Annotated in this window: 27 protein-coding genes, 1 riboswitch and 1 other annotated feature; of the genes, 25 read left to right on the top strand and 2 right to left on the bottom strand. The window is 39.2% G+C overall.

What is annotated here, in order from left to right:
• Positions 1–20: 20 nt before the first annotated feature.
• The 7 genes from cps2T (at position 21) to HMPREF2686_RS09865 (ending at position 7,278) form a co-directional block, all read left to right on the top strand.
• Positions 21–1,169: a beta 1-4 rhamnosyltransferase Cps2T gene (gene cps2T, locus HMPREF2686_RS09835; protein ID WP_070450536.1), complete on the top strand. Its 1,149-nt coding sequence runs from the start codon at positions 21–23 to the stop codon at positions 1,167–1,169.
• Complete coding sequence (locus HMPREF2686_RS09840) at positions 1,166–2,107, top strand: glycosyltransferase family 2 protein (protein WP_049506534.1); 942 nt, start codon at positions 1,166–1,168, stop codon at positions 2,105–2,107. The genes cps2T and HMPREF2686_RS09840 overlap by 4 nt, the downstream gene beginning before the upstream one ends.
• Positions 2,107–2,916 carry an ABC transporter permease gene (locus HMPREF2686_RS09845; RefSeq protein WP_049506533.1) on the top strand — a complete coding sequence of 270 codons (810 nt, stop codon included), beginning with the start codon at positions 2,107–2,109 and terminating at the stop codon, positions 2,914–2,916. The genes HMPREF2686_RS09840 and HMPREF2686_RS09845 overlap by 1 nt, the downstream gene beginning before the upstream one ends.
• Complete coding sequence (locus tag HMPREF2686_RS09850) at positions 2,916–4,124, top strand: ABC transporter ATP-binding protein (protein ID WP_049506532.1); 1,209 nt, start codon at positions 2,916–2,918, stop codon at positions 4,122–4,124. The genes HMPREF2686_RS09845 and HMPREF2686_RS09850 overlap by 1 nt, the downstream gene beginning before the upstream one ends.
• Positions 4,117–4,983: a rhamnan synthesis F family protein gene (locus HMPREF2686_RS09855; protein WP_049506531.1), complete on the top strand. Its 867-nt coding sequence runs from the start codon at positions 4,117–4,119 to the stop codon at positions 4,981–4,983. Before HMPREF2686_RS09850 ends, HMPREF2686_RS09855 begins: the two co-directional genes overlap by 8 nt.
• Positions 4,984–5,014: 31 nt before the next feature.
• Positions 5,015–6,688, top strand: coding sequence for an LTA synthase family protein (locus HMPREF2686_RS09860; protein WP_049506530.1), 1,674 nt, complete (start codon positions 5,015–5,017; stop codon positions 6,686–6,688).
• 113 nt (positions 6,689–6,801) lie between these two features.
• On the top strand, positions 6,802–7,278 hold the full coding sequence (locus HMPREF2686_RS09865) for an EbsA family protein (RefSeq protein WP_049506529.1): 477 nt from the start codon (positions 6,802–6,804) through the stop codon (positions 7,276–7,278).
• 9 nt (positions 7,279–7,287) lie between these two features.
• Here the strand turns inward: HMPREF2686_RS09865 and HMPREF2686_RS09870 are convergent, their stop codons facing one another.
• Positions 7,288–7,488: a ferredoxin gene (locus HMPREF2686_RS09870; protein WP_003006690.1), complete on the bottom strand. Its 201-nt coding sequence runs from the start codon at positions 7,486–7,488 to the stop codon at positions 7,288–7,290.
• 45 nt (positions 7,489–7,533) lie between these two features.
• Here HMPREF2686_RS09870 and HMPREF2686_RS09875 point away from each other — a divergent pair, with 45 nt between their 5' ends.
• From HMPREF2686_RS09875 to HMPREF2686_RS09955, 17 genes are all read left to right on the top strand, one after another.
• Entirely contained in the window at positions 7,534–7,989 is a 456-nt protein-coding gene (locus tag HMPREF2686_RS09875) for an SAG1386/EF1546 family surface-associated protein (protein ID WP_003006692.1), read from the top strand.
• A gap of 14 nt (positions 7,990–8,003) precedes the next feature.
• On the top strand, positions 8,004–8,684 hold the full coding sequence (cmk, locus tag HMPREF2686_RS09880; RefSeq protein WP_049482459.1) for a (d)CMP kinase: 681 nt from the start codon (positions 8,004–8,006) through the stop codon (positions 8,682–8,684).
• A gap of 23 nt (positions 8,685–8,707) precedes the next feature.
• Positions 8,708–8,836 (top strand) — a sequence feature (ribosomal protein L20 leader region).
• A gap of 16 nt (positions 8,837–8,852) precedes the next feature.
• A complete protein-coding gene (gene infC / locus HMPREF2686_RS09885) occupies positions 8,853–9,383 on the top strand; it encodes a translation initiation factor IF-3 (RefSeq protein WP_003003721.1) in 531 nt (176 codons plus the stop codon).
• Between the two features lie 33 nt (positions 9,384–9,416).
• Positions 9,417–9,617 carry a 50S ribosomal protein L35 gene (rpmI, locus tag HMPREF2686_RS09890; protein WP_003003453.1) on the top strand — a complete coding sequence of 67 codons (201 nt, stop codon included), beginning with the start codon at positions 9,417–9,419 and terminating at the stop codon, positions 9,615–9,617.
• 49 nt (positions 9,618–9,666) lie between these two features.
• The gene (gene rplT / locus HMPREF2686_RS09895; protein WP_000124830.1) at positions 9,667–10,026 is read left to right on the top strand and encodes a 50S ribosomal protein L20; all 360 of its coding nucleotides are present in this window, start codon (positions 9,667–9,669) and stop codon (positions 10,024–10,026) included.
• Between the two features lie 252 nt (positions 10,027–10,278).
• Positions 10,279–10,746, top strand: a complete 468-nt coding sequence (locus HMPREF2686_RS09900; protein ID WP_049490930.1) for a deoxycytidylate deaminase — start codon at positions 10,279–10,281, stop codon at positions 10,744–10,746.
• A gap of 171 nt (positions 10,747–10,917) precedes the next feature.
• A complete protein-coding gene (locus HMPREF2686_RS09905) occupies positions 10,918–11,358 on the top strand; it encodes a hypothetical protein (protein ID WP_049506528.1) in 441 nt (146 codons plus the stop codon).
• Positions 11,359–11,492: 134 nt separating this feature from the next.
• Positions 11,493–11,924, top strand: a complete 432-nt coding sequence (locus HMPREF2686_RS09910; RefSeq protein WP_070450539.1) for a hypothetical protein — start codon at positions 11,493–11,495, stop codon at positions 11,922–11,924.
• Between the two features lie 139 nt (positions 11,925–12,063).
• The gene (locus HMPREF2686_RS09915) at positions 12,064–13,290 is read left to right on the top strand and encodes a hypothetical protein (protein ID WP_049515548.1); all 1,227 of its coding nucleotides are present in this window, start codon (positions 12,064–12,066) and stop codon (positions 13,288–13,290) included.
• A 399-nt stretch (positions 13,291–13,689) separates the two neighbouring features.
• Positions 13,690–14,880 (top strand): methionine adenosyltransferase, encoded by a 1,191-nt coding sequence (gene metK, locus HMPREF2686_RS09920; protein WP_049506526.1) that lies wholly within the window; start codon positions 13,690–13,692, stop codon positions 14,878–14,880.
• Positions 14,881–15,072: 192 nt separating this feature from the next.
• The gene (locus HMPREF2686_RS09925; RefSeq protein WP_049471988.1) at positions 15,073–16,332 is read left to right on the top strand and encodes a UDP-N-acetylglucosamine 1-carboxyvinyltransferase; all 1,260 of its coding nucleotides are present in this window, start codon (positions 15,073–15,075) and stop codon (positions 16,330–16,332) included.
• Between the two features lie 56 nt (positions 16,333–16,388).
• Positions 16,389–16,940 carry a GNAT family N-acetyltransferase gene (locus tag HMPREF2686_RS09930; RefSeq protein WP_037607828.1) on the top strand — a complete coding sequence of 184 codons (552 nt, stop codon included), beginning with the start codon at positions 16,389–16,391 and terminating at the stop codon, positions 16,938–16,940.
• On the top strand, positions 16,933–18,210 hold the full coding sequence (spxR, locus tag HMPREF2686_RS09935) for a CBS-HotDog domain-containing transcription factor SpxR (RefSeq protein WP_003006721.1): 1,278 nt from the start codon (positions 16,933–16,935) through the stop codon (positions 18,208–18,210). The genes HMPREF2686_RS09930 and spxR overlap by 8 nt, the downstream gene beginning before the upstream one ends.
• Before the next feature lie 21 nt (positions 18,211–18,231).
• Positions 18,232–19,092, top strand: coding sequence for a methionyl aminopeptidase (locus HMPREF2686_RS09940; RefSeq protein WP_070450542.1), 861 nt, complete (start codon positions 18,232–18,234; stop codon positions 19,090–19,092).
• Between the two features lie 82 nt (positions 19,093–19,174).
• Entirely contained in the window at positions 19,175–20,146 is a 972-nt protein-coding gene (locus HMPREF2686_RS09945; protein ID WP_070450546.1) for a YihY/virulence factor BrkB family protein, read from the top strand.
• A gap of 249 nt (positions 20,147–20,395) precedes the next feature.
• Complete coding sequence (locus HMPREF2686_RS09950; protein ID WP_070450549.1) at positions 20,396–20,860, top strand: MarR family winged helix-turn-helix transcriptional regulator; 465 nt, start codon at positions 20,396–20,398, stop codon at positions 20,858–20,860.
• A complete protein-coding gene (locus tag HMPREF2686_RS09955) occupies positions 20,857–21,564 on the top strand; it encodes a B3/B4 domain-containing protein (protein WP_070450552.1) in 708 nt (235 codons plus the stop codon). Before HMPREF2686_RS09950 ends, HMPREF2686_RS09955 begins: the two co-directional genes overlap by 4 nt.
• A 24-nt stretch (positions 21,565–21,588) precedes the next feature.
• Here the strand turns inward: HMPREF2686_RS09955 and HMPREF2686_RS09960 are convergent, their stop codons facing one another.
• On the bottom strand, positions 21,589–22,032 hold the full coding sequence (locus tag HMPREF2686_RS09960) for a GtrA family protein (protein WP_070450555.1): 444 nt from the start codon (positions 22,030–22,032) through the stop codon (positions 21,589–21,591).
• 28 nt (positions 22,033–22,060) lie between these two features.
• Positions 22,061–22,167: riboswitch (PreQ1 riboswitch) on the top strand.
• Between HMPREF2686_RS09960 and HMPREF2686_RS09965 the strand changes: the two genes are divergently transcribed.
• On the top strand, positions 22,165–22,674 hold the full coding sequence (locus HMPREF2686_RS09965) for a QueT transporter family protein (RefSeq protein WP_023917840.1): 510 nt from the start codon (positions 22,165–22,167) through the stop codon (positions 22,672–22,674). Its footprint overlaps the riboswitch before it by 3 nt.
• The last annotated feature ends 71 nt before the right edge of the window (positions 22,675–22,745 follow it).

Genomic DNA, 22,745 nt, shown 5'->3' on the forward strand with positions numbered 1-22,745 from the left:
ATGATTTGAAAGGGAACTCTATGCAACATGTTTTTATTATCGGAAGTCGTGGGCTTCCGGCTCAATATGGCGGTTTTGAGACTTTTGTGGACCAATTGGTTTCGCATCAAGTGTCTCCAGATATCCAGTACCATGTTGCTTGTCTTTCTAATGATCAAGCTTATCAACATTTTGACTACAAGGGTGTGGATTGTTTTACGATTAAAGCCCCTAAGCTTGGGCCTGCGCGTGTCATCGCCTATGATATGATGGCCATCAACTATGCCTTGAAGCTTATTAAGAAACAAGGAATTGAACTTCCGATTTTTTACGTCTTGGGCAATACAATCGGAGCCTTTGTGGCGCCTTTTGCGCATAAGATCCATAAATTGGGGGGACGATTCTATATCAACCCAGATGGACTGGAGTGGAAGCGGGCCAAGTGGGCTAAACCGATTCAAGCCTATCTCAAGTATTCTGAAAAGATCATGACGCGCCACGCTGACTTGGTAATTTCAGACAACCCAGGTATTGAGTCCTATATCAAGGAAACCTATCCTTGGTCCAAAACGACCTATATTGCCTATGGGACGGACTTGTCACCGACCAGCCTAAACAGTCAGGATGATAAGGTCCGAGAATTCTATCACAAGTGGAAGACTCAGGAGAAAAACTATTACTTAATTTTGGGTCGCTTTGTTCCAGAAAATAATTATGAGACCGCCATTCGTGAATTTATGGCCTCTTCCACCAAACGGGATTTGGTGATCATTTGTAACCAGGAAGGCAATCCTTATTTTGAGGAGCTCCGAGATTGTACTGGATTTGATCAGGATCCTCGTGTTAAGTTTGTAGGAACCGTCTATGATCAAGACCTGTTGAAGTATATCCGTAAAGAAGCCTTTGCCTATATCCATGGTCATGAAGTGGGCGGAACCAATCCTGGTCTCCTAGAGGCTCTTGCCCAGACGGATCTGAATTTAGTTTTAGGGGTCTCCTTTAACCAAACGGTTGCCAAGGACACAGCTCAATATTGGACCAAAGAAACTGGGAATTTGGCGCATTTGATTGACCAGGTTGATTCTTTAGAAGATGTATCTGAATGGGGTCAACGTGCCAAGGCTAATATGAAGCAAAACTTTACCTGGGAAAAAATTGTAGGTGAGTACGAGGAATTATTCTTATCATGAAAGTAAATATCTTGTTGTCCACCTATAATGGGGAACAGTATCTAAAAGAGCAGGTCAAAAGTATCCAAGACCAGACTTATCAAGACTGGCAACTCTTGATCCGAGATGATGGGTCAACCGACGGTACGGTAGAGATTATTCAAGAGTTGGTGGCCCAGGATGAGCGTATCCGCTTTATCAATCAAGGAGCTATCGAAAATCTGGGTGTCATCAAGAGCTTCCATGCGCTTCTGAAATATGAAAAAGCTGATTTTTATTGCTTCAGTGATCAAGATGATGTTTGGCTTCCTGAAAAAATTGCTCTTCAAGTAGCAGAAGCGGCCAAGCACCCTCAAGAAGTGCCTTTACTGGTCTACACAGATTTAAAAGTGGTCGATGAAAACTTGAACGTGCAGCATGAGAGTATGATTCGCACCCAGTCTGATCATGCCAATACCGAACTGATTCAAGAGCTGACAGAAAATACGGTAACTGGCGGTGTAGCCATGATTAACCACGCATTGGCAGAGTTATGGACAGGTCAAGAAAAACATGATCTCCTCATGCATGACTGGTATTTGGCCTTGTTGGCAACTGCCTTTGGGAAGCTCATCTATATCGATCAGCCAACAGAACTGTACCGGCAACACAGTAGCAATGTTCTGGGAGCTCGTACCCTTAGAAAACGGGTCAAAAACTGGGTTCGCCCTCATATTCTGTTTGCTAAATATTGGAATCTCATCGAGTCCAGTCAAGAACAAGCAAAAAATTTATTGGATCTGCCTGTCAGTCTCCAAAATAAAGAAATCATTGAAAACTTTGTGACAATCATGGACGTCCCGTTCAAGGAACGTTTGGCTCGTATTCGCAAGTATGGTTATCGTAAGAACCGAGCCTTTCACACCTTTGTGTTTACCAGCTTGATTCTGACAAAGTTTGCATATCGAGGTAAAAAATAATGTTTGACGTTTTTAGTCAGAAAAATCGAATTTTATTACGAGAGTTAATCAAAACAGACTTTAAATTACGCTACCAAGGATCAGCGATCGGTTATCTTTGGTCTATTTTAAAGCCCCTGATGATGTTTAGTATCATGTATGTGGTATTTGTTCGCTTCTTAAGATTTGATGATGGAACACCGCATTATGCTGTTGGATTGCTTTTATCAATGATCTTTTGGACGTTCTTTACGGAAGCAACAAATATGGGAATGTTGTCTATTGTTTCAAGAGGAGATTTGCTACGCAAATTGAATTTTCCTAAGCAAACAATTGTTGTCTCTTCAGTTTTTGGAGCTGCAATTAATTTTTCTATTAATCTTTTAGTAGTATTTGTATTTGCTCTCATAAATAATGTTTCATTTGGTATTCATTCTCTAATAATTATTCCTTTATTTATTGAGATGTTAATCTTAGCTATGGGGTGTGCATTTATCCTATCGGCCTTATTTGTTAAATATCGAGATATTGGTCCGGTCTGGGAAGTTGTTCTTCAAGCAGGTATGTACGCCAGTCCTATTATTTATTCGATTACCTATTTATTGCAACGAAATCATTTGGCAGTTGCTAAAATGTTGATGATGAATCCAATAGCTCAAATGCTACAAGATATGCGTCATTTTATTATTGATCCAGTTAATCCACGTGGTTGGGATATCTTTGATAATAAAATGATAGCTTGTATTCCATATTGTATTCCAGTATTCATTTTTGTGATTGGTTTGATTGTTTTCAATAAAAATTCGAAACGATTTGCGGAGATTTTATAATGTCAAGTAATGTAGCAGTTAAGGTAGACCATGTAAGTAAATTTTTTAAATTACCAACAGAGTCAACTCAAAGTTTACGAACAACACTAGTAAACCGTTTTAGGGGGATTAAGGGTTACAAGAAACAAGAAGTTTTACGTGATATTTCTTTTGAGGTTGAAAAAGGTGATTTTTATGGTATCGTAGGTCGAAATGGTTCTGGAAAATCGACTCTATTAAAAATAATTTCAGAAATCTATGTGCCGGAAAAAGGTTCTGTTACCATCAATGGGAAATTGGTGTCTTTCATTGAGCTTGGAGTGGGCTTTAACCCAGAACTGACAGGTCGGGAAAATGTCTATATGAACGGGGCCATGCTGGGCTTCTCAACGGCTGAAATTGATGCCATGTATGATGACATCGTAGACTTTGCTGAGTTGCATGAATTCATGAACCAGAAGCTAAAGAACTACTCATCAGGCATGCAGGTTCGTCTAGCCTTTTCGGTTGCGATTAAGGCCCAAGGTGATATCTTGATTTTGGACGAGGTCCTTGCAGTAGGAGATGAAGCCTTCCAACGCAAGTGTAATGATTACTTTATGGAACGTAAAAAATCAGGTAAGACGACGATTCTTGTTACCCATGATATGAATGCCGTAAAAAAATATTGTAATAAAGCAGTTTTAATTGAAAATGGGTTGGTTAAAGTAGTTGGAAACCCTGACGATGTTGCAAATCAATATAGTTATGATAATGCATCAAGTCAAAGGGTTTCAAATGATGATGTTACAGTTGAGGATTCAGCTGTAAGCAATTTAAATATAAAATTGCTTTCGAATAAAATGTCAAGTCCTGAAGATCCCATTGAGTTTGAGGTGTCATATGATGTTAATCAGGAAATTAAAACTTACATAGCTTTCTCACTAACTGAAATAGACCGCGGACTTTGGGTATATAACGATAATTCTTTAGATTTTTTGACAGCTGGAAAAGGAAGAAAGAATTTCCGTTACTCATGTAGTTTATCAAGTTTGAATGATATCAAATTAAAACTTCAAATTTCTGTAAGAGATAGTTCGAATACAATACTTGCATTTGCAAAGGGAAATAATTCACCTATAATTTTGTTAAATCGAACAGATATTTCTGCTGATGATATTTCTGCAAAAGACTCTGCTACTGGATTGATTCAGAGGAATGGTCATTGGGAGACTTTAGTTGATGAATAGAATTCTTCTGTACATTCATTATAATAAATTTGATGAGGTGAGTGAGCATGTTCTTTATCAGTTAGAGCAAATAAAACCACTTTTTTCCCGTGTAATTTTAATATCCAACAGTCGTTTAGAAAAGAATTACATGCGAAAATTAGAAATGATTGGAATAACTGAAATTATTCAAAGAGCAAATATCGGATTTGATTTTGCAGCTTGGCGAGATGGAATGGAATACGTTGGTTTTGATCATTTGGAAAAGTATGATTCTGTGACATTAATGAATGACACTTGTATAGGTCCTCTTTGGCCATTAGAACCTTATTTTAGATCATTTGAATCCGCTATAGATTGTGATTTTTGGGGAATGACAAACTTTAAAAAAACAAAATATTTTCGAGAACATGTGCAAAGTTATTTTGTTTCCTATTCCCGAGAAGTTGTTTCATCAAAAGTGTTTAAAAGTTTTTGGATGAATGTAAAATCTTATGATAATGTGAGACAAGTTATTGATAATTATGAAACGAAATTTACATCTGAATTAAAAAGAACAGGATTTAACTACCAGGTTGTATTTAATACTTTAGGGGAAAAATCAGATGATATGCTTCATCCCGATTTTTCTTACTATAGACCGTTTGACATCTTGAATCATAGGGTACCATTTTTAAAAATAAAAGCGCTACAATCACATCAAGAACAAGCAAATCAATTAAAATGTGAAATAAAATCAATTTCAGACTTTCCTTCTGAAATCTTGGAAAATGTGTATTCATCAATAGAATTTTTCTCAAACGAAATTGTGAGAAATGAGAAAATTAGTATCTTTAAAAAAGTAGTTAATAAATTAAAGAGAGTAGTAGAGAGAAGTTAATGGAATTAAAGAGAGTAGTAGAGAGAAGTTAATGGAATTAAAGAGAAAGATAATAAAGGCTAAAGAGTTATATTATTTGAAGAATTTATTTTTGATAAAATATTTATTTTCACTAATAATTTCATTACTGGCTATCAGTAGTACAAAAAATTTTGGTTATACAATCATATCTTTAATTGAATTGTCATTAATTTTTTTTCTGAGTAATTTCTTTATCAAGAGATTTCAAGTTATCACTCAAATTTTCAATAGTGTGTTACTGCTGTTGTATAATACACAAATACTTGTGTTAAATTTTGGAACTTCGTATGTTACATTGACTATGGTTGATAACATAAGTTCATGGGAAGCATTGGGTGGTAGAGCGTTTATCTATGGTTTTGCTATTTTACTATTATTGTTTTTTAGTTTTTTACCGATTAATAAAATTGAATTGTTAGATACGTCAAAATTCAAAAGAGCAAATCTGCAAGATGACCCAATATGGAAATTCCAAGATCTTATTTTTGCTATTTTGATTTTAGTATTTGAATTAATTGTATTACAATTTTTACCGGTAAAAATGTCTCCTACTGTTTCAACATATAATTTGGTACAAGATAAAATTGAGTTTGAAAAAGTAAAACGAGAGACCCTAATAAAATCAGAAAAGCTTAAACAAAAATTTCTTAAAGATGGAGTTCAAGATTATGTTAAAAAACCATCAAACCTCCCTGATAAGCCAAATATAATCTTAATTTTTACTGAGGGATTTTCACATCATATTATCGATGACAGTAGAAATATTACTCCAACAATTAAAGAATATGAGTCGAAATCTATATCGTTTAGAAATTATTATAATCATACGTTTGCAACATACCGAGGTATAGAAAGTCAATTATTCTCGGGTTATCAAATTGAGAATAATTCACGGAATTACTTAATTTCTCTTCCTAAATTTTTAAGTGGACAAGGATATAAAACTGAATTTATAAATACTGAACCTAAAAATAAAGAATTTACAGATTACCTTTCTGATTTAGGTTTTGATAATATCTATAGTTCAAAGTTGGAAAATGGTAGAAAAATCTCATTTGACAAAGAAGCGTACGAGGAACTGTTCTCACAAATAGAGAATTATTCAAAAAATAAATCTCCGTTTCTAATTTCAATGTACACATTTGGGACACATATAGGTTCTGACGGATATAATTATAAATTAGGAGATGGTAATGATAGAGTTCTCAATCGATTCTATGAGATGGATCAGCAGTTTAAAAAATTCATGGATCGATTTAATTCAAGTCCAATCTCAGAAAATACAGTCCTTATTTTCACCACTGACCATGCGACGTATGTTGATGATGAATATAAAAAAGCATTCCCAAATGAAAACCGTGATCATGTAAGTTTGGATAAAATTCCATTTTTTATATACTATAAAGGTGTATCGTCTCAGACAATAGACGTGAATGGGAAAAATTCTCTTAATATGACACCTACTGTTCTAGATTTTTTAGATTATTCTTCGACAAATTATTTTTTAGGCACCTCCCTATTTTCACAAGATAACAATGACAATATGTTCAGTTCTATATACTCCGAAGGTACTGTTTTGAAAAAAACATCAGGGAGTAAGGTAGAGGAAATTCCTGAAAGTGAATTAAAAATGATCAAAGAAAAAGTTTATGAATACTTTAGAGTATCTCAAAATAAGAACTAGAACAGAATGAAACTTTTAAAAGGAGTGCTAGCAGGTAAAAATCTTTGTGATTTTGGCTGTCTGGCTCCCTTTTTTTTGTTTTTTATGCTAAACTATTAGATGGGGGTACGCTCATGATTAAGATATTTGGAAAGGTCCATTATCATTGGCAACCGGACTTATCTATTCTTGTGATTTATTGGTCTATTGCAGTGATTCCGGTCTTTATTGGACTGGCCTTGATGTATGAGAGCTCTAGTGTGCCAACGCTAGTTTTGTTTTCGTTCTTTTTATTTATGGTCTTGCTCGCGATTGGGGTCCATCGTTACTTCACGATCTATGAGGATGGGATCTTGCGGATTATTACAGCCAATCCTTTTACTCCAATCAAGGTGAAGATTGACTCGATTGAAAAGGTCGAAGTAAATAAGAAATCGATCAAGCTCATTTTTAATGATGGTTCGCGCAGTCGGACATTCTGTATGCGTAAATGGCCGAAAAAATACTTTATCAATGCGCTTGCCTTAAATCCTTATTTTAAGGGAGAAGTAATCCTGACGGACAATTTCATCCATGTGGATTACTACGAGATGTATTATGCAAACAAATAAAAAGCCCTCTTAATCTTTTAAGAGAGCATGAGTGGGGCATTCTTTAATAGCCTCGAGAACATCGTTTGTGACAGGGACTTCCTTTTCAAGGAGGTCGTCCTCTTCAGCAGCAAATTTAACGATGCCATTGTCATGGTAATCAAATAATTCAGAATAGGTCTGACAGAGACCGCAAGCGATGCAACGATCTGGAATTAACGTAACTTTCATACTTCTATTGTAATGATTTTTACGAGAAAAAACAAGGAGGAAGTCATGGCAAAAGAACCATGGGAAGAAGATATTTACGATGATGGAGAAGAAACATTGAAAAGAACGAGTAAGTTAAACGGAATCAAGGCAGATCGTCTATTGACGATTTTAGCCATTATTTTCTTTGTAGTAGTAGTGGCGATGGTCTGCTTGTTGATCTTCCTTTCAACAGGTGGCAGCAATAAATCAAAACAAATGTCTGGTTTCTACAATGGAGAGACTAAGGTTGAACAGAAATCATCAGCCCCTGCAGCACAAACTGACCAAGCGGCTAAAGACGATAGTTCAAAAGATGAGAACTCTGAAGAAGGTACGATCACTGTTCAAGCAGGTGAAGGGGAAGCAGCGATTGCTGCGCGTGCTGGTATTTCCATTGCCCAATTGGAACAGTTAAATCCATCTCACATGTCTACAGGATCATGGTATGCGAATCCTGGTGATGTCGTTAAGATTCAGTAGGAGTTGAAGACAGAATGAAACAAATTCAAATTGCCATTGATGGACCGGCTTCTAGTGGAAAGTCCACAGTTGCAAAGATTATTGCCAAGGATCTAGGCTATACGTATTTAGACACGGGAGCTATGTATCGTGCAGCGACTTATCTAGCTTTGCAAAATAATCTGACAGCTGAACAGGTTGATGACCTCTTAGCCCTTTTAGATCAGTATCCAATTAGTTTCGGTCGTTCAGAAGAAGGAGAGCAGCTTGTCTTTGTAGCAGACGTGGATATTACCCACCCAATTCGCGATAATCAAGTGACCAACAATGTTTCATGGGTTGCAGCGCTTGCGCCAGTCCGTGAAAAACTTGTCACTCTACAGCAAGAAATTGCAGCAGAGGGGGGCATCGTTATGGACGGACGCGATATTGGGACGGTCGTCCTTCCACATGCAGAGTTGAAGATCTTTTTGGTTGCTTCGGTTGAGGAGCGGGCAGAACGTCGCTATAAGGAAAATGTTGAAAAGGGCATCACAGCGGATCTTGAATTGTTGAAAAAAGAAATCGCTGAGCGGGACTATAAGGACAGCCACCGTGCCGTTTCTCCTTTGAAACCGGCAGCTGATGCCATTCATTTTGACACAACGGGTGTTGGAATTGCAGACGTTGTTGCCTTTATTGAAGAAAAAGCAAAAAAACTTCTTGACAAAGAATAAAAAACTTGATATCATATAAAAGTTGAGAAAAGCAGAAGTGAGAACTTCTCGCCTTGTGACGCAAGTTGCCTGGCCCCTACGGATCAAGTTTCAGTAATGAAATACATCATGTAGTTCGGGCCTGTATTGCAGGTCCGTTCTTTGTTTTTCTCGAATAATAAAAAAGAGGTGAAAACCATAGCAAAGCAAGACTTATTCATCAATGATGAAATTCGTGTACGTGAAGTTCGCTTAATCGGTCTTGAAGGTGAGCAATTGGGTATCAAACCACTTAGCGAAGCGCAAGCACTTGCAGACGACGCTAATGTTGACTTGGTTCTCATTCAACCTCAAGCTAAACCTCCTGTTGCGAAAATTATGGACTACGGTAAGTTCAAATTTGAGTACCAGAAGAAGCAAAAAGAACAACGCAAAAAACAAAGCGTTGTGACCGTGAAAGAAGTTCGTTTGAGCCCAGTGATTGACAAGGGTGATTTCGATACAAAACTTCGCAATGCTCGCAAATTCCTTGAAAAAGGAAATAAAGTGAAGGTATCCATTCGCTTTAAGGGTCGTATGATTACCCACAAAGAGATTGGTGCTAAAGTTTTAGCCGACTTCGCTGAAGCGACACAAGATGTGGCGATCATCGAACAACGAGCTAAGATGGATGGACGTCAAATGTTCATGCAATTGGCGCCAGCAACTGACAAGAAATAATCTGTCAGAAAGTTAAAAAAAGGAGAAAATATCATGCCAAAACAAAAAACACACCGCGCATCAGCTAAACGTTTCAAACGTACAGGTTCTGGTGGACTTAAACGTTTCCGTGCTTACACTTCTCACCGTTTCCACGGAAAAACTAAGAAACAACGTCGTCATCTTCGTAAAGCATCTATGGTGCATGCAGGAGATTTCAAACGTATCAAAGCAATGCTTACTCGCTTGAAATAATCGCGTATTCGTAAGTAAAGAATTCTAGGAAATATTGGAGGAAATATAAATGGCACGTGTTAAAGGTGGCGTTGTATCACGCAAACGTCGTAAACGTATTCTTAAATTAGCTAAAGGTTACTATGGAGCTAAACATATCTTGTTCCGTACTGCAAAAGAACAAGTAATGAACTCTTACTACTATGCATACCGTGACCGTCGTCAAAAGAAACGTGACTTCCGTAAATTGTGGATCACACGTATCAATGCGGCAGCTCGTTTGAACGGACTTTCATACTCACAATTGATGCATGGTTTGAAATTGGCTGAGATCGAAGTTAACCGTAAAATGCTTGCTGACTTGGCTGTTAACGATGCAGCAGCTTTCACAGCTCTTGCAGATGCAGCTAAAGCAAAACTTGGTAAATAATGTTTATAATAGGCTGGGCAAAAGTTGTCCAGCCTTTGATGTATGATAGAAATAACTGTATGACGCAGTGGTTGATTGGTATCTTTATTCGCTTTTTAAGCTCTAAAGATGACCTAATCAACTGTGCGGGGGTGGGAAAACGAACTCTTTTTTACTAGTCAGAGTTCTTTCCCACTCCCTTTTTTTCTTGTTGATTTCATGCTATAATGAAAATAATCGTAACCGATATGAGGAGAGATGGAGGATATAAAGGTGACACACAATCGACTAGCATGGGATGAATATTTTGCAGCACAGGCCTTACTGATTTCGAATCGAGCGACATGTAATAGAGCGAAAGTAGGTGCTGTTCTAGTTAAGGATAATAAGGTCATTGCAACCGGGTATAATGGGTCTGTTTCTGGGACAGATCACTGTTTAGAGGATGGCTGCCTCATGGTCGAGGGACACTGTGTCCGGACGATTCATGCGGAAGTCAATGCTATTTTGCAAGGAGCTGAACGTGGAATTCCCAAAGGCTTTACAGCTTATGTGACGCATTTTCCTTGCCTCAATTGCACCAAGCAGTTGCTTCAAGTCGGTTGCAAGCGGGTAGTATATATTCATCAATACCGCATCGATGAATATGCCGAATACCTCTACCGTGAAAAAGAAGTAGAACTGGTCAATTTACCAATTGAAGAAGTGAAAAGAGCTATTGCAGAGGCTGATTTTATTTAGGGAAGATTTCCAGCCTATTTCATGATATGTTAGCAATCTAATTGGCAACCTGTCCAAATTAATGTTTATGAGATAGCATTGAATAGATGGATATCATGAAAAGAATGATGGAATCAAGAATAATGGTGTTAAAGGAAAAACATAAAAATATAAGAAAGGAAGGAGAAAGTGATGACAAACCAAGAGAAACATTTTGAGGAAAATAAAGAACATAGCAAGATCAGTGAAGATTATCCCAATTCTGTATCTGTTCAGAATCCTCCAAAAGAAAATAGCTTACATTCTATTCTTCTTTCAGTGACATTTTACTTATCCATTATCTATCTTGTATTGTTTTTCTTTTACTTTGCACCTTGGGGTGATGGTTGGGGATTTGTCGTTTTGATTTTCCTTGGTCCAAACTTATTAAGTCTTGCGATTGGAGCCTCTCTAATTCGACTAGGGATGAAGAAGGGGAATAAAAGCCTTCTCTATGCGAGTGTTGGACTCTATCTGCTGTCTATCATCTTGGCTTTTGATCCGGACTGGGAAATATTTCGAATTGCTCCCTTATGTTTAGGTATTTTGGATTTAATCGGAACACTCCTGGTTAAAGAAGAGAAAAGCTCTTAATCAAAAAATGGGTATGGTCAACTCTACTCAATAAAAAGTATTCGGGTCGATCAAAGAGATAGTTAAATCAGTTCTCCGCTCTATTTTTAAGCGCTATTATTGGAAAGAATAACTAAAAATGTTAGGAAAAAGTTATGACAGATCAACAAAAAAATCCTGAAGTAGATAAAGAAAATGAGGCATATGCTTCAGATGAAAGTCTTTTTCCGAACAATGAAATGAAGCCAGAGAAGAGAATTGGAAATTCTGTAATCCTTTCTATTGCTTTGTTCTTGGCCATTGTTTATATAGTTTTACTTTTATTAGGTCTCTTTTCAATGGGAGCGTGGGCTGGTGGCTTTTTGTACTTTTTGGGAATCCATATGATTAGCTTTGTGATTGCAACCATCCTGCTTTGGAATGGAATAGTGAATGCCAATAAAGCAACTCTTTATATAGCAGTAGCTATTTATGTTTTTTCATTTATTGCTGCGGGTGATCCGGATTGGGTGATTAATCATATACCACAGTTTGTGGTAGGAGTGCTGGTATTGATTGGAACTGTATTGTTAAAAAATGAAGAGTGATGATAGCAGGTAGGATGTTCAATCCTATCTTTTTTATTTATTTAGTACTGATAACGCACTGAGAAAACGGTTACAAATTGTGTTATAATTTAAATAAATGGATCGTTAAATACTTTTCTTAGAAAGCGGAGGAGAATCTATGTCTAGAAAAAAATGGTATGGTATACTGCTAATTCTTGAAGCAATTCTTTATCTTGTTTCTTATGGTAGTAGTCTAGTAGAGAGCTATAATGTCCAAAATTTAAATGGAAATACACCACTGATCACTACCTCTAGTATTTTTTCTATATGGAATGGAATGATTATTTGCTGGGTAATTTGGAGAATCATGAAGCAGCGTTTAAATGTTGAAGGATTGATAGCTGCTCTTCTCCTCTCAATTACCCAACTACTGATGTTTTTTTTACCACCTTTCTCCCCAACAAATCTGATGAACATTTCCTTTGTGCTAAATATCATTTGTTTAATATGGATTTGCTTGCTTATAAAGAATGTAGAAATGAGGGAGCTTTTAAACAATTGGAAAAGTAAAGATGGTTGGAAATCATCGATAGCTTATTTAGTACTATTTGTTGCCTCTACAAATATTTCTCCACTATTTATATTGATTGGTATGGATAGAACGAGTGATATTTACGCTTTTACACTTCGATACAGTGTAATGGAGTTAATGTTTTTACTTCTGATTAATGTTATGATCACAAGTACAAGTGAGAAACTTCAGAAAGTATTTTCTCTCTTGCTCATTTTATCTTCTCTTGTTGTGATAGGTGCAGTATACTCTTTCATCTCTCGTATAAGCTTTTACGGTCTCTTTTATCTTCTCTTATCGATTTATATTGCTTGTCGTGTTTTTAGTTTACTTGAGAAAGTTGCAGTTAGCTGGGAGTCCAAGGTGAAAGTACAAGATCTATCATCTATTGACACTAAACCAGAGATGGCGGACTCTCAAGTAGAAGGAGACATAGATGTAAACGATCAGTTGAATGCTGATATACAATCAAACAATGATAAAGAAAATTCGCCAAAGAGGATTATTCTTCATTCGTCTTGGTTATGGAGCGCCCTTATAATAGCAGTCTGCCACCTTGGTATTATGATTTTTCCTTTATTTTTAGGAAACCCCATGTATCTACTGATCTTATATATTGGTGCCATCCATTATATTTGTTTTATGATTGCGACTTTCATCCTTTTCATAGCTATGAGGAATGGAAATGTGGGTCTCTTAAATACATCAGCCGTCTTATTTATTGTTTCCATCATAGGTACGCTAGATCCTTATTGGACAGGTCCAAATATTTTATCCTTGGTTTTAGGAGTCCTGGTATTTATTGGAGGTATATTATTTAAAAATGGAGACTGATTAAAGTAGATAGGGTTGAAAATTTTTAAAGAACTGTTATCATTTAAGTAGGTGGTAGGTTTTCGAGTACCCATTGGTACGCGGACGCCTATCATTTTTGAAGATAAAAAAAGCACCGTGTGAGGGTGCTAGATCTTGCCTGCTGAACTCGTCAATTGATAGATACCCTACGGGGTATTTTTTGTGAACTTTTTAGGAACTTTGAGGACTGTTTAAGTCAGTTTAACTGGGTAGTACATAGATCGAAAAAGCTGATTTAATGGGCTTTTTGAAAAATCATTTTCCATATCATATGTAATGTGTTATAATGAAGTGTTATATGGTCCCGATAAGGTGGTAGAAATCTTCTATCAGTACTTTGTAACTCTATAACAATATTTTTTAAGGGGGGACATTTTTATGTCAGAACGTAAACTTTTCACGTCTGAATCTGTATCTGAGGGGCATCCAGATAAGATTGCAGACCAAATTTCAGATGCTATTTTAGATGCTATTTTAGAACAAGATCCAGAAGCTCACGTGGCTGCCGAAACAGCTGTTTATACTGGTTCCGTGCATGTCTTCGGAGAGATTTCAACGACTGCTTATGTGGATATTAACCGTGTGGTTCGTGATACCATTGCAGAAATTGGATATACTAATACGGAATATGGATTCTCAGCTGAAACTGTAGGAGTACACCCATCTTTGGTGGAACAATCTCCTGATATTGCCCAAGGGGTTAATGAAGCCTTGGAAGTACGTGGAAATGCAGATCAAGATCCACTTGATTTGATCGGAGCAGGAGACCAAGGTCTCATGTTTGGTTTTGCGGTGGATGAAACAGAAGAACTCATGCCATTGCCAATTTCACTCAGCCACAAGTTGGTTCGTCGTTTGGCAGAGCTTCGTAAGTCTGGTGAAATCAGCTATCTTCGTCCAGATGCCAAGTCACAAGTTACTGTTGAGTACGATGAAAACGACCGCCCAGCGCGCGTGGATACAGTGGTTATTTCAACTCAACACGATCCAGATGTCAGCAATGAACAAATCCACGAAGATGTGATTAACAAGGTCATCAAAGAAGTGATTCCAGCTTCTTACCTAGATGAGGAGACTAAATTCTTCATCAACCCAACTGGTCGCTTCGTTATCGGTGGGCCTCAAGGGGACTCAGGTTTGACAGGTCGTAAGATCATCGTGGATACTTATGGTGGTTATTCACGTCACGGTGGTGGTGCCTTCTCTGGTAAGGATGCCACTAAGGTGGACCGTTCTGCTTCTTATGCAGCTCGCTACATTGCCAAAAACATCGTAGCGGCAGGTCTTGCTAAGAAAGCAGAAGTGCAATTGGCTTATGCCATTGGGGTTGCTCAACCTGTCTCTGTTCGTATTGATACCTTCGGTACTGGAACAGTCGCTGAAAGTAAGCTTGAAAAAGCAGCACGTGAGCTCTTTGATCTTCGTCCTGCAGGGATTATTCAAATGTTGGATTTGAAACGTCCAATCTACCGTCAAACAGCGGCTTATGGCCATATGGGACGGACAGATATTGACCTTCCATGGGAACGTTTGGACAAGGTAGAAGCCTTGAAAGAAGCTGTAAAATAATTAGTTGAAATGGAAAAGTTAGGGTCAAGTTGATCCTAGCTTTTTTTCGTTTTGAAAATTCCTACAGATGGAAAAATAGGTCGATCTGTGGTATAATAGATGCAGTATTTTGAATACGTTGTCCCTTTTATTTCCGTTACAAAAAACGATAGTAAAAGGAAAAAGACTTGAAAGAGCTAATAAATTATTAAGATGAAAAAAATTGTAATAAATGGTGGTCGCCCTCTAAAAGGAGAGGTGACCATTAGTGGTGCAAAAAATAGTGTAGTAGCCTTGATTCCGGCGACCATTCTGGCGGATGATATCGTGACCCTTGATGGGGTACCGGATATCTCCGACGTGGCGAGTCTGATTGAAATCATGACCATCATGGGGGCTAAGATCGAGCGCAAAGAAGACAGTTTGATCATTGATCCACGTGGGGTGAAGAATATGCCCATGCCATTTGGAAAAATCAACAGTCTGCGAGCTTCCTATTATTTCTATGGCAGCTTATTAGGACGCTATGGTCAAGCAACTGTTGGGCTTCCTGGTGGGTGTGATCTTGGCCCACGTCCGATTGATTTGCATTTGAAGGCCTTTGAAGCGATGGGAGCCGCTATGACCATGGATGGCTCTAGTATGAAACTTGCGACTGATGGCAAGCCTCTTCAAGGAGCAAACATCTACATGGATACTGTTAGTGTCGGTGCAACGATCAATACGATTTTGGCAGCAGTCAAGGCTGAAGGCCGGACGGTGATCGAAAATGCTGCGCGGGAACCTGAGATTATCGATGTGGTGACCTTGCTCAACAACATGGGAGCCCATATTCGTGGAGCAGGAACAGACATTATTATCATTGATGGTGTTCCACAATTGCATGGAACGAGACATCAGGTGATTCCAGATCGCATCGAAGCTGGAACCTATATTGCCCTTGCAGCTGCTATTGGAGAAGGTATCCAGATCAATAATGTCCTGTATGAGCATTTAGAGAGCTATATTGCTAAGTTAGAGGAAATGGGTGTGCGCATGACCATTTCTGAAGATAGTATCTTTGTAGAAAAGCAGACGGGCTTGAAGGCCATCCAGATCAAAACGTCTCCTTATCCTGGTTTTGCGACTGATTTGCAACAACCGATCACACCTTTGCTCTTAACGGCTGCAGGACGTGGACGCATTGTTGATACAATTTATGAAAAACGGGTCAACCATGTACCAGAATTAGCTAAAATGGGGGCCACCATTTCGACCTTGAACGACCACATTATTTATGAAGGGCCAAATCAATTGACAGGATCCAGTGTGAAAGCGACGGATCTTCGAGCTGGTGCGGCTTTAGTGATCGCCGGTCTCATGGCTTCTGGAACAACAGAAATTACAAATGTGGAATACATCCTTCGCGGGTATTCAGATATTATTCATAAATTGACCCAACTTGGAGCAGACATCCAGTTGGTAGAGGAATAGTGACAGAACTTGGGATCTGATAGTGGCGGCTGGATACACGAACAATGGAGTTTGAAATGAATATTTGGACGAACTTAGCTGCCTATTCACTAATTGAAACACAAAGGTTGTATTTACGACCTTTTCTCTTTGAGGATGCGGAAGATTTTTATAAGATTGCTTCGAATCCTGAAAATTTACAATTTATCTTCCCTGCACAAGCCGATCTTGCTGAAACTCAATATGTACTAGCCAACTATTTCATGAAAAATCCTTTGGGGGTTTGGGCGATCTGTGATAAGGAAACCAATCAGATGATTGGCTCCATCAAGTTTGAAAAGTTGGATGAAATTAAGGGAGAGGCTGAGTTAGGCTACTTTTTACACAAAGATTTTTGGGGAAAGGGTCTGATGACAGAAGCGGTCAAAGAGTTGGTCTCTCTATCGTTTGAAAAATTTCAACTGAAGGAGCTTAAGATTGTCACCCATGTTGAAAATGCAGGGAGTCAAAAGGTTGCTTTGAAGGCTGGTTTTCGTCTCTTTCGTCAATTCAAAGGGAGTGACCGCTATACGCGTAAAATGCGCGATTATTATGATTTCCGCCTAGGTAGAGGGGACTTCTATGAGTAAACACCAAGAGATTTTAGACTATCTCGAAAAATTACCGATTGGAAAACGGGTCAGTGTCCGCAGTATCTCCAATTTTTTGAATGTCAGTGATGGGACGGCCTATCGTGCCATTAAAGAAGCTGAAAATCAAGGAATTGTCGAAACGCGTCCTAGAAGCGGGACCATCCGTGTCAAATCGCAAAAAGCTGTACTAGAGCACCTGACTTATCGGGAAATTTTAGAAATCACCGGTTCTGAAATATTAGCTGGTGAAGAGGGACTCGAAAAAGAATTTAATAAATTTTATATCGGTGCCATGACAGAAAAGCACGTCCTTGACTATGTGTCTGAAGGGGGGCTTTTGATCGTGGGTGACCGCACTAGCATCCAACGATTGGCTCTTAAGCATGACAATGCGGTCTTAGTGACGGGTGGCTTTGAAGTGAGTGAGGATGTGATTGATCTGGCCAATCAGGTACAAATCCCAGTCATCCGAACTTCACACGATACCTATACCGTCGCGACCATGATCAATAAGGCTTTGTCTAACATGCAGATCAAGACGGATATCTTGACAGTCGAGCAGGTCTATCGGCCCTTCCATGAGTACGGCTATCTTTCTGAGACGGATACGGTAAGGGATTATTTAGATTTGGTTCGAAAGAATCGCTTTAGTCGTTTTCCGGTTGTCAATCAGCACCAGATGGTAGTGGGCGTCGTAACCATGAGAGATGCTGGAGATAAGGCGCCTCAGACGACCCTTGATAAGGTGATGTCACGGACCATTTTTACCACTAATTTGTCCACCAGCATTGCGACGATTAGCCAACGGATGATCGCTGAAGATTATGAAATGATTCCTGTTGTTCGTAATAACCAGACCTTGCTGGGGGTTATTACGCGTCGGGATGTCATGGATCGGATTAGCAAGGTGCAGTTTTCGAGCTTACCAACCTTTAGTGAGCAGATCGGTCAAAAGATTCAGACAGAGAACGACCATTACCAATTCACAGTGGAGCCAAGTATGCTGGAGAAAAGCGGTGTTTTGGCCAATGGGGTCATGATCGAAGTGCTGATGAAGATTATTCGCAAGATGATGCAACACAGTGGGCGTAGCTTGATTGTCGAACAGTTGATCATCAATTTTTTACAGGCTGTACAGGTGGATGATGTGATCCGCATTGAACCACAACTAGTTCGACGAACCAGACGTTCGGCCTTGGTTGATTTTAGCTTGTATTTAGATCTGCAGCTAGTTGCGAAAGCAACCATTACAATTAAGATTAATTAAACAAAAAGAAATGAGGAGACAATGATTACATTAAAATCACAACGTGAAATTGAAGCCATGGATCGTGCAGGTGATATCCTTGCCAGTATCCATATTGGATTACGTGACTTGATCAAGCCAGGGCTTGACCTATGGGAAGTAGAAGAATATGTCCGTCGTCGCTGTAAAGAAGCCAATGTCTTGCCGCTTCAAATCGGTGTAGAAGGTAGTCTCATGGACTATCCTTATGCGACTTGCTGTGGTTTGAATGACGAAGTAGCCCATGCTTTTCCACGTCACGTCATTCTCAAAGATGGTGATCTCCTCAAGGTAGACATGGTCTTGTCAGAACCGCTTGATAAGTCTGTTTTGGATGTATCGAAATTAGATTTTGATAATGTAGCGCAAGTCAAGAAATACACGGAGTCTTATAGTGGTGGCTTGGCGGACTCTTGCTGGGCTTATGCGGTTGGAAATGTTTCGCAAGAAGTCAAAGATTTGATGGACGTGACCAAAGAATGTCTCTATAAGGGAATTGAGAAAGCGGTCGTTGGCAATCGCTTGGGAGATATTGGTGCAGCGATTCAAGAGTATGCAGAAAGCAAAGGCTATGGCGTGGTGCGTGATTTGGTCGGACACGGTGTCGGGCCTACCATGCATGAAGAACCAATGGTCCCGCATTATGGTCGTGCTGGACGCGGTCTTCGCTTACGTGAAGGGATGGTCTTGACGATTGAGCCAATGATTAATACCGGTACTTGGGAGATTGATACAGATATGGAAACTGGTTGGGCCCATAAGACCCTCGACGGTGGCCTTTCTTGTCAATACGAGCATCAATTTGTGATTACAAAAGATGGTCCAGTGATCTTGACTAGTCAAGGTGAAGAAGGAACATACTAAAACTAGAGAGGAAAGAATGGAGCTGAAGGCAAGTGTCTGGTTTCGCTCTTTGCTCTTTTTTAGTAAAATGGGGAGGTGACGAATGAAAAAGGTCCTACAAAAAGTACTGGGACAGCCATTTATAAAGGGCTTCGTGCGGTTTTATCAGAGTGCAGAGTCTGACATCACTAGCATTGCGGTGGCCTATTATTTGCTGATCTCCATTTTCCCTTTGATGCTGATTGCAGCCAATATTTTACCCTACTTTCATATTCGTCCCACTCAGATTCTTTTAAGCTTACAAAAAGTCTTGCCAGCCTCCTTATATCGAATAGTGGCACAGATGATTTCGAGTGTCTTGACCAAACCTTCGACAGGCTTACTGAGTTTCTCGATTATTTCTGCTTTGTGGATCTTCTCTCAGAGCATTGCCTACCTCCAAAAAGCCTATAACAAGAGTTATGGGGTGGAAAAGGAGCGTGGTATTATCTGGGGGCGACTCTTTAGCTTCCTGATCAGTTTTGCCTTGCAGGGCTTGTTTGGACTCTCGCTGATCCTTTCCATGTTTGGGAAAATGATCGTTCGCTATCTCTATCGGACCTTTTCATTTGATCGGACGATTTATGTGCGCTTACTGAATTTGACAGAGCCGACCATCTATCTCTTGCTTTTTGTCAGTCTGGTCTTGCTCTATTACACCCTTCCAAATGTCAAAATTCCGAAATTTAGATATGTATTGCCAGGGGCGACCTTTGTTGTTGCTGTCCTGTATGCGATCTTGAATATCTTTTGGAAATATGTGGATCGTTATGTGAGTCATTTCTTAGATGCTCGTTTCTTCGGTTCGGTCGTCCTAGCGGTCATCATGTTCTGGTTTATCTTGGTGGCAAAAATCATGATTATTGGTTGTATTTTAAATGCCAGTATCCAATTTGCTAGAGAAGCAAAGTTCCAAACGCGCAGTGGAGAAATTGTCTCTAAGTTAAAATCAGAAGAAGTGGACTTCCGGCATAGAGAAGTTTCACAAAAATTAAAGCGTCGGTTACGCTTGATAAAAAAAGAAAAAACGGAATAAGGGAGAGTGGGACAGAAAACGGTCATTCGTTAAAATTCGATTTCGTCGTCCCACCTCCGCACAGTTGTGTAGGGCTGTAAAAGCTGATAAAATCAGCGTAGTAGAGCCCACTCAACCACTGCGTCTTGCTCCACAATTCAAAAATAATTGAGAGGCTAGAACTTTTGTTCCAGCCTCTTTTTTTATCCATTTTATTGCAAATGCAACAAAAATGTGTTATGCTATTGTCAATAGGAAAGGAGGAGTGAGATGAGTATTTTGCGTGAGATAGGCATCATTGCGCGAGCTCTGGATTCTATAGCAAATATTGAATTTCGAGATTTGGATTTGGCGCGTGGTCAATACCTTTACCTGGTGCGAATTGCGGAGCAACCTGGAATGATTCAGGAAGAACTCTCTGAGCTCTTAAAAGTAGATCGCTCAACTGTTGCCCGATCCGTAAAAAGACTAGAAGAACGAGGACTGATTCAACAGCGCCCAAAGGGTGAAAACCTTAAAACCAAGGAATGGGAATTAACTGAAAAAGGTAAGCAGATTTACCCCTTCATTTTAGGGGAGCATCTTTACTCTGAGACAACTGCCTTAAAAGGATTTTCCAAAGAAGAAGTCGCACAGTTAGAAGAGTATCTGATCCGAGTTCGTGAGAATATCACCTTGGATTGGGAACTAGTCAAAAAAGGTCAAAAAAGAAATTATAGTGAGGTAAAGCAATGAAAGTGACAGTCGATCAAGCATTTTGGGATTTATTTCCAACAGCTAGAATTACAGTGATGTCCTTGTATGGTATTGATAATACAGTAGATGAAGCCAAGGATCCTTATTTCAAAGAATTGTTGGACAAGGGTGCCAAGCGAGCATGGGAATTTATCGATGAAGAAAACTATACCCAGAGTGAGTTCGTTCAAGAGTGGCGCCAAGCTTTTAGCAAGTTTAAAACAAAAAAAGGAGCCCGATCTTCAATCGAAGCACTCTTAAAACGGGTTCACCAGGGTCGTGAATTTTATCCGATTAATCCCTTGGTTGATTTATACAATAGTGTGTCTATGGCTTATGCCCTTCCTTGTGGAGGAGAAGACATGGATAAATTAGTGGGTGGACTCTCTCTAGGACAGGCGAAAGGAGGCGAACCGTTCTTTCCATTAGGAGCTGAAGAAGATGCGCCAGCTTTGGAAGGGGAGATCATCTACTATGACCAAGAAGGAGCCGTTTGTCGTTGTTTGAATTGGCGAGAAGCTCAAAGAACCATGCTAACTGAAGATACCAAGGATGCTATTTTGGTGATTGAAGCCATTGATGAGGAGCAGGCCAAACGTGCACAAACAGCTATGCAGGAATTGAAAGAGCTAGCCAAGGATTATTTTGGGGTCGAGGGAACGATCTATCAATTAAGTGCAGAGCATGCAAGTATAGAAGTTTAAAATAATAAGGCTGAAACAATTGTTTCAAGCCTTGTTTTTATTTTTAAAGACAAAGAGTTTACTAAAGACATAATTGAGGACCACTATAGCAACTTGCGCAAAGAGGGTTTCAATTAGATTGATTTGACTCTTGTTGTTGTGGACAAATTGCCCGATGATTCCTGGGAATTGCTTGACAAAAATCTCGGTCAAGGCCATGTCTAGTATAAAGGTCCCAGAGCGGGCAATCGCAAATCGGATCAAGCGCTGAAACCAGCCCTTTCTTTCTTGCTTAAAGACGATGGTATCGTTGGTCGCAAAGGCAAAGAGGATCCCAGCAATGTTTCCAATCGCTGTCGCCAATCGTTCATCACGAGACATATGATAGATGAAGAGGCGGGTTCCGACGGAAACAACGGTTGTGGCGACTCCAAAGAAGAGATAGGATAAAATCTCATTATCAAAAAATTTTTTAATTAGTGTTTTCATAAATTCAGTCTACCATAAAACCTCAAAATATGCTATACTTGAAAGGTTGAAGAAATCAAACCTTCAACCCTTGGTGCTTAAGATCCTTTCGCCAAGCATATTACACGCGGGAAAACCGCTAAAGGAGAATAAATGAAACAGTTAACTGCTCGTGATATGGCACAAATTGCCATTGTTGCTGCGATTTATATCGTATTGACCATTACCCCACCTCTCAATGCTATGGCCTACTATGGCTATCAATTCCGTGTTTCGGAGATGATGAATTTCTTAGCCTTCTACAATAAGAAGTACTTGATTGGAGTGACTCTTGGTTGTATGATTGCTAACTTATTTAGTTTTGGGTGGATCGATGTCTTTGTTGGTGGAGGTTCAACCTTTGTCTTCCTAGGACTTGGACTCATTCTATTTGGTCGTTTTAAAAACAAGTTCTTGTTTGACGGTCTTATTCGGTTGGACCATTTCTTGTTTGCGATTTTCTTTTCCATTTCCATGTTTACGATTGCCTTGGAACTTTATTACCTTCAAGGCCAACCATTCTTCTATAACTGGTTGACCATGGGAGTGGGTGAATTTGCATCCTTGATTTTTGGAGCGATTGTGATCAATCAACTTTCTAAACGGATTGATTTTACAAAATAAGAAGAGAGTGGGACAGAAATCGGTAATTCCTTAGAATTCGATTTCGTCGTCTCACCTCCGCACAGTTGAGT

Origin of the sequence: Streptococcus sp. HMSC057G03, assembly GCF_001808745.1 — a bacterium.
Classification (GTDB): domain Bacteria; phylum Bacillota; class Bacilli; order Lactobacillales; family Streptococcaceae; genus Streptococcus; species Streptococcus parasanguinis_Z.